General features: G+C 44.8%; 13 protein-coding genes and 1 pseudogene. 10 read left to right on the top strand and 4 right to left on the bottom strand.

Annotated features, from left to right (window positions below; translation table 11 throughout):
• Positions 1-240 precede the first annotated feature (240 nt).
• The 5 genes from QUA10_RS26975 to ppk1 all read left to right on the top strand — a co-directional run bounded on the left by QUA10_RS26975 (position 241) and on the right by ppk1 (position 6,290).
• Positions 241-1,503, top strand: coding sequence for an ABC transporter substrate-binding protein (locus QUA10_RS26975; RefSeq protein WP_333085612.1), 1,263 nt, complete (start codon positions 241-243; stop codon positions 1,501-1,503).
• A gap of 162 nt (positions 1,504-1,665) precedes the next feature.
• A complete protein-coding gene (locus QUA10_RS26980; RefSeq protein ID WP_333085613.1) occupies positions 1,666-2,616 on the top strand; it encodes a branched-chain amino acid ABC transporter permease in 951 nt (316 codons plus the stop codon).
• A gap of 74 nt (positions 2,617-2,690) precedes the next feature.
• On the top strand, positions 2,691-3,626 hold the full coding sequence (locus QUA10_RS26985; RefSeq protein ID WP_333085611.1) for a branched-chain amino acid ABC transporter permease: 936 nt from the start codon (positions 2,691-2,693) through the stop codon (positions 3,624-3,626).
• Between the two features lie 177 nt (positions 3,627-3,803).
• The gene (locus QUA10_RS26990) at positions 3,804-3,998 is read left to right on the top strand and encodes a hypothetical protein (protein ID WP_333086433.1); all 195 of its coding nucleotides are present in this window, start codon (positions 3,804-3,806) and stop codon (positions 3,996-3,998) included.
• A 108-nt stretch (positions 3,999-4,106) separates the two neighbouring features.
• Positions 4,107-6,290: a polyphosphate kinase 1 gene (gene ppk1 / locus QUA10_RS26995; RefSeq protein WP_333085610.1), complete on the top strand. Its 2,184-nt coding sequence runs from the start codon at positions 4,107-4,109 to the stop codon at positions 6,288-6,290.
• 336 nt (positions 6,291-6,626) lie between these two features.
• Here ppk1 and QUA10_RS27000 read toward each other — a convergent pair whose 3' ends face one another.
• On the bottom strand, positions 6,627-6,797 hold the full coding sequence (locus QUA10_RS27000; RefSeq protein WP_015176488.1) for a hypothetical protein: 171 nt from the start codon (positions 6,795-6,797) through the stop codon (positions 6,627-6,629).
• Positions 6,798-6,999: 202 nt separating this feature from the next.
• Complete coding sequence (locus QUA10_RS27005; RefSeq protein ID WP_006632500.1) at positions 7,000-7,260, bottom strand: hypothetical protein; 261 nt, start codon at positions 7,258-7,260, stop codon at positions 7,000-7,002.
• Positions 7,261-7,580: 320 nt separating this feature from the next.
• On the opposite strand from QUA10_RS27005, the gene QUA10_RS27010 reads away from it, so the two are divergent.
• The 3 genes from QUA10_RS27010 to QUA10_RS27020 all read left to right on the top strand — a co-directional run bounded on the left by QUA10_RS27010 (position 7,581) and on the right by QUA10_RS27020 (position 10,043).
• On the top strand, positions 7,581-8,132 hold the full coding sequence (locus tag QUA10_RS27010; RefSeq protein ID WP_333085608.1) for a DUF2854 domain-containing protein: 552 nt from the start codon (positions 7,581-7,583) through the stop codon (positions 8,130-8,132).
• Between the two features lie 211 nt (positions 8,133-8,343).
• Complete coding sequence (locus tag QUA10_RS27015) at positions 8,344-9,414, top strand: FAD-dependent monooxygenase (protein WP_333085606.1); 1,071 nt, start codon at positions 8,344-8,346, stop codon at positions 9,412-9,414.
• Positions 9,415-9,551: 137 nt separating this feature from the next.
• Positions 9,552-10,043 (top strand): DUF3598 family protein, encoded by a 492-nt coding sequence (locus tag QUA10_RS27020; protein ID WP_333085605.1) that lies wholly within the window; start codon positions 9,552-9,554, stop codon positions 10,041-10,043.
• Positions 10,044-10,126: 83 nt separating this feature from the next.
• On the opposite strand, the gene QUA10_RS27025 is transcribed toward QUA10_RS27020, so the two are convergent.
• A complete protein-coding gene (locus tag QUA10_RS27025; RefSeq protein ID WP_333085604.1) occupies positions 10,127-10,471 on the bottom strand; it encodes a DUF779 domain-containing protein in 345 nt (114 codons plus the stop codon).
• A 167-nt stretch (positions 10,472-10,638) separates the two neighbouring features.
• A complete protein-coding gene (gene exaC, locus QUA10_RS27030) occupies positions 10,639-12,159 on the bottom strand; it encodes an acetaldehyde dehydrogenase ExaC (RefSeq protein ID WP_333085603.1) in 1,521 nt (506 codons plus the stop codon).
• A 931-nt stretch (positions 12,160-13,090) separates the two neighbouring features.
• Between exaC and QUA10_RS27035 the strand changes: the two genes are divergently transcribed.
• Both QUA10_RS27035 and QUA10_RS27040 read left to right on the top strand, forming a co-directional pair.
• The gene (locus tag QUA10_RS27035) at positions 13,091-14,293 is read left to right on the top strand and encodes a phytochelatin synthase family protein (protein WP_333085602.1); all 1,203 of its coding nucleotides are present in this window, start codon (positions 13,091-13,093) and stop codon (positions 14,291-14,293) included.
• A gap of 179 nt (positions 14,294-14,472) precedes the next feature.
• A pseudogene (locus QUA10_RS27040) lies at positions 14,473-15,966 on the top strand (IS5 family transposase).
• Positions 15,967-16,062 lie beyond the last annotated feature (96 nt).

Consider the following 16,062-nt stretch of genomic DNA (forward strand, 5'->3'; position numbering starts at 1 on the left):
TTATTCCGCAAGGTGTTGTCAAGCGTTTTGTGAAAATATTTTTGATTTTTTGGGGAACCTATACACAGTAAAGGTTTCGGCTGCTGATTTCCGAGCCTGCCTCCGTTGGCTGACTCCTCTTTTAACTATGGGGTCTTTTTTTTTGGGCAAGATTGGACTTTTGAGGGGAGTATCTACCGCGCATGGGTAGAATATCTTTACGTGTAGCTGTTTTATATATAGATGTTTGATCGCCCGCTCATGAAAAAACTTATAGCCCGCCCTAGTGGCTTATTCATTACCTGCGCTTCACTGCTGATCGCTTGCAGTCAGACGAACACTCCCCAAACCTCTACTATCGCATCTCCGGCGACTTCGCCATCTCCCGGTGCTTCGCCAGAGGCTTCGCCTGGGGGGAGATCCAACACTATATCTATATCTATAGGTATTGGGGTGGCCCAAACTAGCAATGTGGCTTTACTAGGTCAGGAACAGGTAGCTGGCGCGGAAATTGCCCAGAAGTATTTCAACGATAAGGGCGGTGTAGATGGGACGCCCATTAGACTGGTGTTCCAAGATACCGGTGGAGATGAACAAGGGACGATCAATGCCTTCAATACTCTAATCAATCAGGATAAGGTGGTGGGTATTGTGGGCCCTACTCTCTCGCAGCAAGCTTTTAGTGCCGATCCGATCGCCGATCGAGCAAAAGTTCCCGTACTTGGACCCTCCAACACCGCCAAAGGCATTCCCCAGATTGGCGATTATGTGGCCAGAGTCTCCGCGCCTGTGGCCGTGGTAGCACCTAATGCCGTGAAAGCTGCACTGAAGCAAAATCCCAATATTAAGAAAGTAGCCGTGTTTTTTGCTCAGAATGATGCTTTTAGCAAATCTGAGACTGAAACTTTTCAGACAACGGTTAAAGATATGGGGCTGGAATTGGCAACAATCCAAAAATTCTTAACTACTGATACAGATTTCCAATCTCAAGCTACTAACGCAATAAATGTCAACCCCGATTTGATAATTATTTCCGGTTTGGCCGCCGATGGAGGCAATTTAATTAAGCAATTGCGGGAGTTGGGATACAAAGGCGTTATCATTGGGGGCAACGGTCTGAATACTTCTAATGTATTTCCTGTTTGTAAAGCACTCTGTGATGGAGTTTTGATTGCCCAAGCCTACAGCCCGGAATATGAAAATGAAGTTAATAAAGCTTTTCGGGATGCTTATCGCGCTCAATTCAAGAAAGAACCGCCTCAATTTAGCGCACAAGCTTTTACGGGCGTACAAGTTTTTGTTGAGTCATTAAAGGCAATTAATGCTAAGTCTAAGATTAGCGAAAAGCCTTTGGCAGAATTGCGTACAAATTTGAATCAGCAGTTGTTGAGTGGTAATTACGATACGCCTTTGGGGGAAATTTCTTTTACGCCTGAAGGTGAGATTAATCAGAAAGAGTTTTATGTGGCACGGATTAAGATGGAGGCTGATGGCAATAATGGTAAGTTTGAGTTTTTGAAATGAAGTCACGATACGGATTTTGACACAGATACACGGATGAGTTATTGAGTGTGAGTCTGAGGTTAAACCCGCTGCCCCCAAGGGGGGAATTCAGAAGTCAGAGTAAAACTTGTATGCTGTTTGTTTTTGAATGATTTAATGTTGATGCCGAATCTCTAACTGGTGATGGACTTAACTCTGTTTTTGCAACAATTTTTAAATGGTTTGTCGATCGGCAGCGTGTATGCTATTTTTGCCCTGGGATACACGCTGGTCTTTTCTATTCTCGGAATTATTAATTTTGCTCACGGTGCAGTATTTACGTTGGGTGCTTATTTCACCTATGCGCTGATGGGAGGTACTTTCGGTTTTAATGGGTTGTGGGCTAATGCTCGAATTCCCGTGCAGTTGCCTTTTGCTGTGGCATTAATTTTGGGAAGTGTCATTGCTGGTTTGGTGGGAGTAATTGTTGAACGAATTGCTTTTTTGCCTTTGCGTCGCCGACTCTCTGATCCTCTGCTGACGGTGGTTTCTAGTTTGGGTGTGGGGGTGGCAATCGCCAATATTATCCAATATCTAGTAGGTGCGGAAATTTACACTTTTCCTGCTAACACTTACGGCTATTTACCTGCTGCAATTAACTTTGGGACAGCGGATAAACCTATTCCGATTCGGACTGTTCAAATAGTAATTTTTGTGGTGTCAGTTGCGATTGTGGCTGTCTTAACTTACTTAATAAATTTCACTAAATTTGGCAAAGCAATGCAGGCTGTGGCTGAAGATGCGACAACTTCTAGTTTATTGGGGATTGATACTGATAGGTACATTGTGTTGACGTTTTTTGTGAGCAGTTTTCTGGCTGGTTTGGCGGGGAGTTTGGTCGGTTCTAGTGTGAGTATTGCTGGGCCGTATTTTGGTATTGCTTTTGGTTTGAAAGGTTTGGCGGTGATTGTACTTGGTGGGTTGGGGAGTATTCCTGGGGCAGTTTTGGGAGGTTTTATAATTGGTTTGGTGGAGGCTTTTGTGCCTGGAGATTTTTCGGCTTATAAGGATGCTGTTGGTTTTGCTATATTGTTTATTATGCTATTGGTTAGACCGCAGGGTTTGTTTGGACGGCGTTTGATTCAGAAGGTGTAAGATAATTCGGCGATTGAAATCGCTTAAGAGTCAAACTAAGTCCCTCTCCTAAAGACTAAGAAATAAAAAAAGTTATGAATGAATTTTTTACTACTTACGGGTTTTTGATTGTCTCGATGTTGTTGGGTGCAATGTTGGGAATGTCCCTGTATTTGCCTTTAATGACTGGACAGTTGTCTCTGGCTAGCCCTGGTTTTTATGCTTTGGGTGGGTATATTGCGGCGATTTTATCTACAACGGTTTTTCAACAGACAGGGGGTTTATTTCCACTGCCATTGCTGTTGGTGGAGATGATAATTGCAGGGGTTGTTTCGGGGTTGCTGGGGATTTTGGTGGGAATTCCGGCGCTGCGGTTGAGTGGGATTTATTTGGCGATCGCAACTATTGCTTTTGTGGAAATTTTGCGGGTTTTATCGCTTAATTTAGATATCACTGGCGGGGCTGTGGGCATTTTTGGGATTCCGCAACCGTTTGCGACGCCGATCGAGTATTTGTGGATTGTACTACCTTTACTGTTGGTAAGTATGGCAATTGTCTATCGGCTGGAACGGATTCGGGTGGGGCGGGCTTTTGCAGCGATCCGCGCTGATGAGTTGGCGGCGGATGCGATCGGCATTAACCCAACTTTTTATAAGGTTCTGGCTTTCACGTTAGGTGCTGTTTTAGCTGGGGTTGTGGGTGCAGTTAGTGCCCATTTCCTGAATACTTGGAACGCGCGTCAAGGGACTTTTGATGCTAGTATTATTTACTTGACTTCTGTGTTAATTGGTGGTAGTCGAAGTTTTCTGGGAGCAGTTTTGGGTGGGATGGTGTTTACTGCTTTGCCGGAGGTTTTGAGGGGGATGGCGACTATTCAGGGATTGCCGATTTGGTTGGCGCAATTTCTGCGGGATGGGCGGTTAATTATTTTTGGGTTGCTGATTGTTTTGGGGACGATATTTTTTCCGCAAGGTTTGGTGACGCCGGAGTTGTTGAAGAGGTTTAAAAAGGGCGATCGTACTTCTGTTTAAAATTAGATTTTGAGTACAGAAAGGTGCGATCGCATCCCCACTCCTTATCGATCGCCTATCCATAAAAAAAGTAAGGGGTGATCGCATCCACACTCCTGATCGATCCCCTATATATAAAACCGTATCTCACAGATCGCTTATGATAAATGTATCCTCGTATGTCTGGGAGTTTAAACTATGTCTCTCGCTGAGTTAATTCCTTTGGTGAACAGTCTGAGCCAGTCAGACAAGTTATCACTCTTTAAACTCCTAGCTGGGCAAATCCCAAAAGCTGAACTACAAGTAATCTTTTCTGCATCAGAGTTATCCGGTTTGGTCACCCTACGACGCAACGGAAGCTGCAAACATTCTGATGCAGATGATTCGGGATGACCGACAAAAACGTTCGATAGACCAAAAGCAGATGCGAATAAATCCTTTAACCTACAATACTATTTCTAGAGATGCCATCACCGAGCCTCCCATAGACTCCCTCAAACCATGCCCAAGCCAAAAAAGACCCCCGCCAAAACCTACACTGAAATCAACCTCAGCGATCCTCAATATTACTTCAACCGAGAACAAAGCTGGCTAGAATTCAACAACCGCGTGCTCCACGAAGCCCTCGACCCCCGCACGCCCCTCCTCGAAAGGCTCAAATTTCTAGCTATTTTTAGCTCCAACCTAGACGAATATTTTATGGTGCGGGTGGCCGCCCTCAAACAGCAAGTACAAGCAAAAGTCAGCAAATTGACCTCCGACGGCAGCACGCCTCAAGAACAGCTAGATGCCCTTAACCAGCGGCTTTTGCCGATGGTTTCTCAGCAACACGCCTATTTTGAGCAAACCCTGCGGCCGAAACTAGCAGCAAGCGGCATCTACATTCTCGACTACATTGACCTCAATCAAGAACAGCGGAATTACTTGCACCGCTACTTCAAAGAACAAGTATTTCCCGTACTCACTCCCCTAGCAGTTGACCCCAGCCACCCATTCCCCTATCTTTCCAATCTCAGCCTCAATTTAGCAGTAGTAGTCAGGGACCCAGACACGCGGGAAGAATTATTTGCCCGCGTCAAAGTACCGCAGGTTTTGCCGAGGTTTTTGCCACTACCGGGGGATTTACAGTGGCAGCAGAGGGGCAAATCTCCGGTTTGGACTGGCGTGCCCCTAGAACAGGTGATTGCCCACAATTTAGAAGCTTTGTTTCCGGGGATGGACATTCAGGAATATCACCCGTTCCGCATTACTCGCAATTCCGATTTGACGGTGGAGGAAGATGAGGCGGAGGATTTGCTGCTGGCAATAGAACAGGAACTCCGCAAGCGTCGGTTTGGAGGTTCTGCGGTGCGGATGGAAATTCAAGCGATTATGCCGCCTGCGCTGCGAGATATGCTGATGGAGGAGCTGGATCTTGGTGAGCAAGATGTTTACGTCGTAGAGGGGCTGCTAGGCCTCAAGGATTTGATGTCTTTTGTGGGGCTGCCCGTGCCGGAACTGAAAGACCCACCTTGGACTCCGGTTGTGCCGCCCCGTTTGCGGAACTCGGAATCGCCAATGATTTTAGGCAAATTGATGTTGGATGCTGACGAGGGCGAGGATATTTTCACCGTCATCCGGCAGGGGGATTTGATGCTACACCATCCCTATCACTCGTTTGCGGCCACGGTGCAGCGGTTTATTACTGAGGCGGCGCACGATCGCTCCGTGTTAGCTATTAAAATGACTTTATACCGCACTTCTGGAGATTCGCCGATCGTCAGCGCCTTAATTCAAGCAGCGGAAAACGGCAAGCAGGTAGCCGTTTTAGTAGAGCTTAAGGCTAGGTTTGACGAAGAAAATAATATTAATTGGGCTCGCAAGTTAGAACAAGCGGGAGTCCACGTAGTTTACGGTTTAGTGGGACTCAAAACCCACACCAAAATTGTGATGGTAGTGCGTCGCGAGGAGGAATTCATCCGTCGCTACGTCCACATAGGCACCGGCAATTACAATCCCAAAACAGCCGGACTCTATACCGATGTGGGTTTGTTGAGTTGTCGCGAGGATTTGGGATCGGATTTGACGGATTTGTTTAATTATTTGACTGGTTATTCGCGGCAGGTATCTTATCGCAAATTATTGGTGGCACCGGTCAATATGCGCGATCAATTTTTAGCTTTAATCCGCCGCGAGGCAGAATTCTGCCGCTTGCAGGCCGAAGGTGGCATCGGTAGCTGTGGCCGCATTGTCGCTAAAATGAACGCTTTAGTTGACCCTCAAATCATTGTTGCTTTGTACGAAGCTTCGCAAGCGGGAGTTAAAATTGATTTGATTATTCGGGGGATTTGCTGTTTGCGTCCCGGCGTTGAGGGTGTTAGCGAAAATATCAGAGTTATCAGTATTATCGGCCGCTTTTTAGAGCATTCTCGGATGTTTTATTTTTTCAACGGTGGCGACGAAGAGGTGTATATTGGTTCTGCTGACTGGATGCAGCGCAATCTCACAAGACGGGTTGAGGCCATAGTTCAGGTGGAAGATCCAACAATTGCCAAGGAATTACAAGAAATTTTGGGAGTAATGCTGGCTGACAACCGCCAAGCTTGGGATTTGCAGTCTGGGGGACACTACTCTCAGCGGCGACCACCTGCTAATTGCCCGGAAGTGAGCTCTCAGCAAATTTTGATGGATATGGTGATGAATTAGTCAGTTGTCAGTTGTCAGTTGTCAAATTTGCAGTTAGCAGTTGTGCGTTCTTGTTAGTTATTAAGCTGTACAGCATTTAATTTTGACTTTTTGGGCGGGCAAGATGCCCACCCCACAATATTTTTACTAGCATAACTATAGCAATCGTTGCAGGATTTGTGGGATGGGCTTCTAGCCCGTCCCTCCCATATCTGGGATGGGCTTCTAGCCCATCCCGACTAGAAACCCAAACCACATTTATAACTGACGAAAGGATTGCTATGTCCAAATTAAATGCGGGACAGCTTAGCCGACCCCCTGACAACTAATGACTAATGACTACTGACTAATGACTACTTAGCTGTTAAAAGTACGCTTGAATTCTTCTAAGAGATCGTCAATTTCTTCGATCGCCTGACTCACATCTATTCTCAGGGCCCCCAAGTCCGATCGATCTAACAGCCGCACGAGGGATTCCCGCTTGCTCTCGATCTCTGCTACGCGCTCTTTGATTGTTTGTGCATCCATGGTTTTTTGCCTTTGCTACTATTAACAAAAATATTTGACATTCCCCCCTGCGAACAGACGGAGATTCTTAATTCACCGACATACCTTTTTGGGCAAATTCTTCACTGTTTTTATAAGGGAAGTGATGAACCTGCTCAGGTTTTTTGGGTCTGTGTTATAGTTTGATTGTACATCAAAACTTCAGCCAAACTCCAGCCACATTTTAGCGCAAAAAAGGCGGACGTTTGGTATCTGCGGGTTTATTTTTCATCATTCCAGCTAAAAATCGCTTCAGAGCCTTCTCCCGGTTTTTCATAAAAGCAGCCCAAAATCCCGGTTGATATTCATCCATCGTCTTGGCTAGGGCCCAGACATCGATCGCTAAGATATTATAAAGCCTTTCATCTTCACGTTTGAGCGAGTTAATCTGCTCCAGAACCGCCTTGTTCGCTCCAGCAGTTTGTTTGTCTTCGTCTTTAATCATGTCCGAAAAATGGTTGAAAGGGCAAAAGTGTTGATCTCGATCAACACTCTGTATACTTTGATGATACTGCCGATCTCGATTGCCTTCTGGAACCAACGCCGCGCAATTAACACGGATATTTACCGATGGCGCGCCCGGGCGAGTCCGGCTGGATAAGCTTCTGAAGCTAGAGACAAGACTGTGGATGCACACCGCTCCCGCGCTCATAGATGCTAGCAGTTTTTGCAGGTCTTTTGGCAAAAAAACTAAATTTATTCAAGACTTTTTGACAGATAATAATTAAAGTATATTATTTCTGTCCGACTACTTACCTCACTAATATGTTACGTAAAATTTCTTTAGCAAACCTAGCCTTAGTTGTTGGCGGTATTATAGCAGCAGTCGGGTTTGGAGCCTACTTTACAGACAGACCTACCCTCAACCTAGCCGGTTTTTTTTATGGAATTCCGCTGTTGCTGGGAGGTTTGGCTCTGAAAGCCGCCGAACTCGAACCGGTGGAGTTCACGGAACCGACTTCTCCCGAAGTTATTCTCCTGCGAGAAAGTCAGGCGACAGATACTCAAAACCAAGTCCGTAAAGATGTCACCCGATTTCGCTACGGTCAACCCGCGCACTTAGATGATGCTTTGGAGCGCTTGGGTCTGGCCCCTACAGATGAGGAACGGCCCCTCCTGCAAGGGTTGCGGGAAGTTGATGTTGACGGTGCTTATGGGTTAGTTTTAGAGTTTTATTCGCCGCTAATGCCGATCGACTTATGGGAAGAAAAGCAAGACAAAATAGCTACTTTTTTTGGGCCAGGTTTGCGCGCACAAGTGACTCAAAAGCCTGGTGACAAAATAGAATTGGCTTTAATTAAAAATACTCAAGCTTAAAGTAGTCTTAAGTTTTGAGTTCGTGAATTTTGAAGTCCCCCCTTAATAATTAATCCTGCATCAGCTTAGATACTGATTTTAGCGACAGCTTGAAACCTGTCGCTATCAACACAAACTCAATCTGCAATTGGGCGATCGCGCAAATTAGATTTTCTTTAATTACAATAATAGTTGAGAAGCGATCGGCAATCTTAAATCAGGAGAAGCACAAATGGTTTCGTCCCAGAGTAGGATAGGTATTATCGGCGCAGGAACATCAGGAGCTTATCTAGCAATTCTGCTGATTCAACAAGGGTTTCAAGTTGACTTGTTTGAAAAATCACCCCAACCGCGCACCGATGGATGTGGAATTCTGATCGTACAAGCAGGTATGAAAGCACTGCATCAAGGAAACCCTCAAATTAGCCAAAAAATTATTAACTCAGGCGATGCGGTTAAATTATTCGAGTTTCGCAACCTCCGCGGCGGTGTCATCAATTCCGAACCCGTCACCTACGAAGAAAATGAACTCCCAGGAATGCTGGTACACCGCAAAGCTATTTTAGAAGCACTCCTCGGCGAGTTACCCCCTGAGTGTATTCATTTTAATGCAGAATTAGCATCGATCGCCCAAACCGAGCACAGTGCGATCGCCCACTTCAAAGATGGTCGTAAATGGGAAGGCGATCTTTTAATTGGTGCCGATGGAATCGTCTCAAAAGTTCGTCAGTATATAGTTCCAGGTGTGGAACTCTTCTATTTAGGGGATATCGTCTGGCGAGGAATTGTCGAAGATCACAGCTTCTGTCCAGAAGGAAACTTTTTTGTTTATGTACGCGGTAGGGGAATTTATGCCAACTTCTTTCACATTGGTGGAGGTCGCACTCATTGGGGTTTCTTTATTGAAAAAGAGCGGACAGACTCCGAAATCGGAAAACTACAACCTAACAACATTACCATTCCTCCCCAAGAACTAGCCAAACTTCCAGAGGATGCGCGAAAAGTAATTGAATCAACCCCTGTGGAAAATATTGTCTGTCGTTTTTCCTATGACATTGACCCCCTACCAAAAATCTATGATGGTCGTGTTATCTTAATTGGAGATGCGGCCCACGCCAAAAGCTCTACACGCGCTAGAGGTATGACTTCCGGTTGGGAAGATGGTCTGTGTTTAGCACAACATCTCAGAGATAGTGCTAACATTGCCGAAGCACTGGAAAATTTTCAAGCTGAAAGATTACCTATTGTCCATGAATATCAACGCACTAGCCGTGAGGTGAGCCGGAAAATAGGTCGTCGTTAGCCAAATTTCAATCGTCCTATAGGAGCGGGTTCACCAATAACTTTAAAGGGTGCAGACAGGTTAAAAAAAACCGCCCCCGCCCACAAAACGCCCTTTTAAGTTTAGACAATTTTTTTAGATAAACCGGAGGCTAATTAATGAATAACGATTTGGGAATTCATGAAGATACCGTCAACCCTCTAAACTCTCCTGATTTAGAGAAAGTACCGGAAATTTTCACACGTCAAATTGGTACTTGGAAAGGGGAATTTATTAAGACTGATACTCGCGGACATTTTTTACGCAGCTTTTTGTGTACTATAAGCATCGGGATTGAGGGGAGTCACCACCGACACGTTAACAACTATGAATACTCAGATGGTTCTCGCCTTCAGCTAAATTTTTACGGTGAATATGAAAATCGGATGCTGAAATTATTTTCTAGTAGTTATCCTGATTTTTCGGGGGTCGCGTGGGATGCGGGTCAGGACATTATCTGCTTTCGGTCAACAAAAACTGAGGGTAACGCACTGATTACTTTTGTGGAAACAATCACTTTAGTGTCAGACAATCACCGAGTTCGTAGCACTCAAATTTTTAAAGATGGCATTTTTGACGGTACTGCATTTATTAAGGAAATGCGTCTATAAGTAAGCCCCCATAAACAATACCCTAATTGCCGACTTCTTTACACAGTGGGCAATCTAACATATCTCGCGTTTTCAATAACTAATTAATCAGCATTAACAAACAACCGGGAACGAGTAATAAAACGCTCTCCATCCGGCCCTTCCAGAGAAAAATCGCTGCCTCCGGGCCCCGATGCCACGTCTATAATTAACTGCGTGTGCTGCCAATATTTGTATTGCTGCGCTGCAATATAAAAGGGACAACCCCCTATTTCGCCGAGCAATACGTCACCATCACCGATTATCAATTCGCCATCGGGAAAGCACATGGGGGAACTACCGTCGCAGCAACCGCCGGATTGGTGAAACATCAATTCTCCGTGTTGAGTTTTAAGATAGTTGATTAATTTTAAAGCGGCGTCTGTTGCGGTGACTTTTGCAGTTTCCATTGCAGTCTGGTTGTGTAGCAATTTTATTTGGTTTATGAATGAGCTTTTTTTTAATGAACCGCAGAGGGCACAGAGGGCGCAGAGAAGGAGAGGAAAGAGAGAAAGAAGGAGTTGACGAATCCTTGAAGTTTGTCTTTCTTCTTTCTTTCTTCCCAATGACTAAAACCTTAGAAAAAACCTAAAGCTTTGGGGCTGTAGCTGACCAACAAATTCTTGGTTTGCTGGTAGTGATCTAACATCATTTTGTGATTTTCGCGACCGATTCCCGATGATTTGTAGCCACCGAATGCTGCGTGAGCCGGATAGAGGTGATAGCAGTTTGTCCACACGCGGCCGGCTTGAACGGCGCGACCCATGCGGTAGGCGGTGTTGATGTCGCGAGTCCAAACTCCTGCACCTAAACCGTAGAGAGTATCGTTGGCAATTTCTAATGCTTCGGCTTCGTCTTTGAATGTGGTGACTGCTAATACTGGGCCGAAAATTTCTTCTTGGAAAATTCGCATTTTGTTGTTTCCTTTGAAGACTGTCGGCTGGAAGTAATAGCCGTCTTGCAAGTCGCCGGATAAGATGTTTCTCTCGCCACCAATGAGACATTCTGCGCCTTCGGCGTGACCGATTTTGACGTATTCGGCGATTTTTTCCATCTGGTTGACTGAGACTTGCGCGCCGAGGGCGGTTGTCGGATCTAAGGGGTTGTCTTGTTTGATTTGGCGGATGCGATCGATCGCCCTTTCCATGAATAGATCGTAGATTGACTCCTGAATTAAGGCGCGGGATGGACAGGTGCACACTTCGCCTTGATTGAAGGCAAACATGACTAATCCTTCGACTGCTTTGTCGAGGAATTCATCATCTTGGGCGCAGATATCTTCAAAGAAAATGTTGGGGGATTTGCCGCCTAGTTCTAGGGTGACGGGGATGACGTTTTGGGAGGCGTATTGCATGATTAGCCTGCCGGTGGTGGTTTCGCCCGTGAAGGCGACTTTGGCAATCCGGGGACTGGTGGCGAGGGTTTTGCCGATTTCGGCGCCTGGTCCGTTAATGACGTTGATTGCGCCGTCTGGTACTAAGTCGGCGATGATTTCCATCAGTACCAAGATTGAGGCGGGGGTGGGGCCTGCTGGTTTGAGCACGACGCAGTTTCCGGCGGCGAGGGCTGGGGCGAGTTTCCAGGCGGCCATTAATATCGGGAAGTTCCAGGGTATGATTTGTCCGATGACGCCTAGGGGTTCGTGGAAGTGGTAGGCGACTGTTGTTCCGTCGAGTTCGCCGATCGAGCCTTCTTGAGCTCGGATGCAGCTTGCGAAGTAGCGGAAATGGTCGATCGCCAGCGGTATGTCTGCGAATGTGGTTTCGCGAATTGGTTTACCGTTGTCCCAGGTTTCGGCGATGGCGAGGCGATCGAGGTTTTCTTCGATGCGATCGGCAATTTTGTGTAAAACCCGCGCCCTATCGGCTGGGGAAGTCTTACCCCACTTGTCTTTCGTGGCGTGGGCGGCATCCAGTGCCAATTCTACATCCTCGGCGGTCGATCGGGGAACTTGACAAATTGATTTTCCTGTAATTGGAGAGAGGTTTTCCGAGTATTTCCCTTTCACCGGTGGCACCCACTGGCCGCCGATAAAGTTGTCGTAGCGAGTTTGAAAAATCGACTGACTGCCGGATTGAACAGGTGCTGCTACTACCATTTTATTACCTGATTAAAATTTGTTTTCGCGGACGCTTAAAATCTCTTGCATATCAACTATCGTCTCTTTTCCTGAAGTTCGGTCAATTCATATACAAAATTTTACATTTTTCAATTATTTTGCCTTCACTTTAGGGCCGGGTTCACAACAATTTTAGGCTAAAACCAACAAGCTCAAAAACCCGCGTCCACTAACGCTAAATACTATTAATTAACTGTGCCACAGCGGAATGTCTATCCTAAATTTAGTACATTGAGCAGGTTGCTAAAAACACTTTAACTCTCCTTTGTGCTGCTCTACAATTATTCGATATCAGAGAGTAATTATTGACTAAATTGCTGCTTGTGGCAACCCACAAGCAAGCAGAAAATGGCGTTGTGAGATATTTGCTAATGGCCATACTATTATCAGCAACCTCCCTATAAGCTCTCTGAGTATTAACTACGTCAATGCTCATCCAAATCACCTATTTAAATTTGATAAATTGCAACTATTATAACTGTTAATTTGACTCTTGCAAAACATCGGTTGCGTGATTGAGAATATTCAAAAAAGCTTGAGTTGTCTGAGATATTTCACCATTTTAAATAAGCTTTTTATGAACAGGCAAGATGCCTGTTCCACAAAAAAAAATAATCTTTGTGGAACAGGCATCTTGCCTGTTCTTGAGAAAGGTCAAAGATGTGAGATTTATCCAAGCTGCATACGGATCAATCTGTGGCAAATTGCCGAATTGCTTCATCAGCTTGATGCCTAGCCGTCCCTCGCAAATGGTCACGTTGTTTAAGTCTGCACCCCGAAAGTCAAACCTTCGGAGCTTTTTATTGCTAAAATGGGAACAAAATAGTAAATAAGTGCATTCATCATTATCAATGTGACGATTTTGCATAATATTTATTAGCACCATAAGCAATAAGGGTTAAAACACTCCATGTCTGCTCAAGGGTTTTATCGTCGTTCACTCCCAGATTCTGCTATTGCCTTTTCCTCCGTAGAGGGAAAGCAAATATTTCGAGAAGCGTTGGCACTGGGAGGTATGGAAGGGTATTTTGCTCTAGCGGAACAGTTTCACACTCAAGCAGAACCCGCTTTTTGTGGATTGGGTAGTTTAGTTGTTGTTCTTAATGCCTTATCCATCGATCCGGGTCGCATTTGGAAAGGGGTGTGGAGATGGTATGGAGAGGAATTTTTAGACTGTTGTTTACCTCTTTCGGTGATTAAAGAAAAGGGTATCACTTTTGATGAGTTTGTCTGTATTGCACGTTGCAACGGTGCTGTTGTAAAACCTAATCGTTACCACCAAAGCAGCTTGGAAAACTTTCGGCAAGCAGTGGAGGAAGTGACTGCGGCGTCAGGTGATATTCATCTAGTTGTTTCCTACAGCCGAAAGGTATTGGGACAAACGGGTGATGGTCACTTTTCACCAATTGGTGGTTATCATCCACAGCGGGATCTAGTTCTTCTGCTGGATGTTGCCCGTTTCAAATATCCACCTCACTGGGTTTCTCTGCCTTTGTTATGGCAAGCATTTGAACCAGTCGATCCCGTCACTAATCAATATCGAGGTTATATTTTATTGCAGAAGAGTGAAAGGTTGCCAGAAACCTTCTTTCATGTTGCTTTTGATTTACATCAGTGGCGTAGTGTTGCTCCTTACTTTGCAGAAATACTCCCAGACATTCTGAGAAAAGAGCAACCTGATTCAATTACTTCATTTGTCAGTACCATCCTGCACCATTGGCCTGTTGAGTTCACAACTATGGTGAATACCTCCTCAGAGACGGCAGAGACACTTGAGAAGTTACGGGCAGCTATTGAGTTAAATTCACTGTTTGATATTGTTCACCAATGCTTGTCAAGCGATGCCTGGGATGCAATGTCTGTTGTAGGGAAGTGGCTGCACCAGCCATTCGTAGCAGACATAATAACAGCAATATTACTCTCCTGTCCCGAAACGCTCTATGCAACTCTCAAACCCGAGTTACGACTGTGGTTTAGTGAGGTTCGCCACCTTGAGAAACTACTCCCTCCCTTGGATATAGAGATATCTAGATTGAGAGAACAAATGTCAGCACTCCAGGAGTTTTACACTTTATATTCCAAGGGACATCAGTGTAATATCCCTCAGAGTTAGCACCTACCGCCTTTTGATCTCCCCAAACCTCGCCTAACTACAAAAGTGAAAATTAAATAGGGCTTACTGGATAAGTGCAGAAAGGTTACACGGCTTGGTTATGCGATCGTCCGATCAAGGAAAGTGTGCAAGATAAACAGGTAAAATAGTACAAAAGCCTTGCATCACCCAGTGCTATCGTGTACAGAAAAGCTGAGCTTGCCTCAAGTCCCCCATCCGAGTTTGAACTGCCATTTGGAGGAAGGTTGTCATCAGACAACCGTTGGGTAAAAATGGCCGAACTAATTCCGTGGTCAGAGTTTGAAGTAGAATATGCCCAAAACTTCCCCACAGAAAAGGGCTTAAGGGCCAAATCATTTCGGATGGCATTGGGAGCATTAATCATCAAAGAAAAACTGGGAATTAGCGATCGCGAAACGGTAGAACAGATTCGCGAAAACCCCTATCTGCAATACTTTATCGGTCAATCAAGCTACAGTAATGAACTCGCATTTGACCGATCTCTATTAGTACACTTTCGGCAACGAATCAGTCCGAACCTCATCAATAAAGTCAACGAACGCATGGTCGAAAAAATGCGCTCTATCACCCCAATCAAACCCGAAAAAAAAAGGCTTCGGACGGCAAAAATGAGTCACCCAATCGCGGTAAGTTGATCGTAGATGCAACCTGTACCCCAGCCGATATTAGTTATCCGACCGACTTAGGACTATTAAACAGAGCCAGAGTTCATACAAAAAAAATCATCGACATCCTGTATAAACAAATCAAATAAAAAACTCATAAAAAACCAATAACCTACCGTAATCTCGCCCGAAAAGATTACTTAGCAGTAGCCAAAAAAAGACGATCTACCCGCAACAAAAGAAGACACGCAATTAAAAAACAACTCCAATATATCAAAAGAAATCTAGCTCATATTGAACAGCTAATCGATTTAGGTGCGACCCTAGAAGGTCTGAATAAAAAGCAATATAAAACTTTGCTAGTCCTCACAGAAGTCGCTCGCCAACAACAGTGGTTATTTGACAACGGCAAACAGAGTATTGAGGAGAGAATAGTAAGTTTAAGTCAACCCCATATTCGTCCTATAGTCAGAGGAAAAGCCGGGAAAAGCGTAGAGTTTGGAGCCAAACTGTCAGCCAGTTATTTTGAAGGATATGTATTTTTAGACCGGATTAGCTGGGATAACTTTAACGAATCAGGAGACTTAAAAGCACAAGTAGAAGCTTATTATAGATTTACAGGATATTATCCAGAGTCAGTTCATGCAGATCGCATTTATCGTACAAGAGAGAACCGAGCGTGGTGCAAAGAAAGAGGAATTAGGCGAGCGTGGGCCCCCTCTAGGAAGACCCCCAGCAAAGGTGAGTAAATCAAAAAAGAAGCAAGCGTTGGAAGATGAGAGAATTAGAAATGCAATTGAGGGCAAGTTTGGGCAAGGGAAACGAAGATTCGGTCTCAATCGAGTGATGGCAAAACTTGATAATACATCTGGTACAGTTATTGCAATTAGTTTTTTGGTAATGAACCTTGCTACCTGGTGGCGTCGGCTTTTTTGTGTGTTTTTATGTCTATTTGGAAAAAGAACACCTGTTTTTGGGTTGAAGATAATCCCCAATTATAAATGGGGGGACTCGATACAGAAAAAACTTATATTTAACTCTGCTTGAATATATCGTGAGCTCCTGTTCTTATACCAATTCTCCAAAATTATGCTACAGTATTTAGTGCCGATAGAATATAATCCCATCCCGTGATAGATGCGA

The organism is Microcoleus sp. Pol8_D6 (assembly GCF_036700965.1).
Lineage (GTDB): Bacteria > Cyanobacteriota > Cyanobacteriia > Cyanobacteriales > Microcoleaceae > Microcoleus.